The organism is Bacillus sp. AP50, from assembly GCF_040492675.1.
Taxonomy (GTDB): Bacteria; Bacillota; Bacilli; order Bacillales; family Bacillaceae_G; genus Bacillus_A; species Bacillus_A cereus.
Genome location: NZ_JBEUTW010000463.1, coordinates 1 through 1787 on the forward strand (window position 1 = coordinate 1; position 1787 = coordinate 1787).

Below are 1787 nucleotides of genomic sequence, written 5' to 3' on the forward strand. Positions count from 1 at the left end.
TTTATTAGATAAAATAAGAAAAATTAAATTTATTTAATCTTATTCGTTTAACTATAGATAGGATTATATGAGTGAAAAAGTCCATTTAGATTTTCTAAATGGACTTTTTTAGGTTTCTAGATACGACTACTGATAAAAATGGAACAAACTTGTTATTTAGGTTGTCTATTAAGTATACGTATAAAACAGGGGTTCATGATAGTTCACTCATTTTATGAAAAGTGAGATGCAAGAGAGTGATATCCGATACACTCTTTAATTGTATCGATATGTATAACACCTAAAAAAACATATATTCTTGAAAGAGGTTGAAAATGTATGATAGTCTTAAACAAGTTTTTTAACATTTTACATTACAAAAAGATGGTACCTGTAGTATTTCTTTCATGTGCAACGCTTATAGGCTGTTCCGATGGTAATACTCAATCTGAATTACCTAAACAAACGAAACAAACAAATCAAATCAAACAAGAAATTACTGGTAATGATTCTTTTGTTAAACTTGAAAAAGAATTTGATGCTAAACTCGGTATTTATGCATTGGACACTGATACGAATCAAACCGTTACTTATCAATCAGATGAACGGTTTGCATACGCATCTACCCACAAAGCTTTAGCTGTGGGAGTACTTTTACAAAAGAAATCAATAGAAGATCTAAATCAAAGAGTTTTGTATACCCGTGAAGATCTTGTTAATTACAATCCAATTACAGAAAAGTATGTTGATAGTGGTATGACCCTGAAAGAGCTTGCAGATGCTTCTCTTCGATATAGTGATAATACTGCACAAAATCTTATTCTTAAACAATTAGGTGGACCTAGTGAATTCAAAAAATCACTAAGAGAAGTAGGAGACACCGTTACAAATCCTGAACGTTTTGAACCAGAATTAAACGAAGTGCCTCCAGGAGACGTACGTGATACTAGTACCCCAAAGGCATTAGCTACTAGTCTTCAGGCTTTTACGCTAGGAGATGTACTTTCAACTGAGAAACGGGATTTATTAATAGATTGGATGAAAAGGAATACTACCGGAGACAACTTAATTCGTGCCGGAGTTCCAGGAGGATGGGAAGTAGCTGATAAGACTGGCTCGGGATCTTATGGAACCAGAAATGATATCGCAATTATTTGGCCACCAAATAAAAAACCAATTGTTCTTGCGATACTTTCTAATCATGATAAAGAGGATGCTAAATACGATGATAAGCTTATTGCAGAAGCAACCAAGATAGTGTTAGATGCTTTAAAAGTGACAAATAAATAATAATAGTAACTAGTTATTATTATTTTCCCGGTTTTTCGTCACAATATTGTGAGTCATGATTTTGCTAGCGGACTAATGTTTATGGGGTTCTTCGTTGGAGTTGCATTTTTAGCAACGATGGCAAGTTGCTTAATGTTTAAAGCAAGTTGCTTAATGTTTAAAGTTCTGTCGGGAGCATCAAAAGATGTGGCACGTTATCAAACGTTTCGTAAAATTGTTGTCCGCCGAGAATTATTAACAAACTCAATCTATAAAGAGTTATACTTCATATTTTTATTCCCAGCAATTGTCGGGATTACTCATATATTATTTGGTATGAACATGTTTAGTCCTATTTTACTCAATCTGTACTCTCGTATTTGGTTTACCACTTGTTATTTTTGTAGTAATTTACTCGATTTATTACTTGATTACAGTTCAATTATATAAAGGAATTGTACTCTCGAAAAAAAGATCAATGTAATGATGTTATTCATAAAGAATGATAGATAATCCTTTTTGGAAAGAACAATTAAGAG

General features: G+C 32.5%; 1 protein-coding gene and 1 pseudogene. Both read left to right on the forward strand.

Going from position 1 to position 1787, the window contains the following annotated elements; translation table 11 throughout:
* Positions 1-318 precede the first annotated feature (318 nt).
* A complete protein-coding gene (gene bla / locus ABWK52_RS24655; RefSeq protein WP_000636458.1) occupies positions 319-1269 on the forward strand; it encodes a class A beta-lactamase in 951 nt (316 codons plus the stop codon).
* A 45-nt stretch (positions 1270-1314) separates the two neighbouring features.
* Positions 1315-1732, forward strand: a pseudogene (locus tag ABWK52_RS24660) (ABC transporter permease); the annotation flags it as partial.
* Positions 1733-1787: the final 55 nt, after the last annotated feature.

Bases quoted from the DNA above. Each gene is read 5' to 3' on its own strand.
- bla (WP_000636458.1), top strand. From the start codon at position 319: ATGATAGTCTTAAACAAGTTTTTTAACATTTTACATTACAAAAAGATG.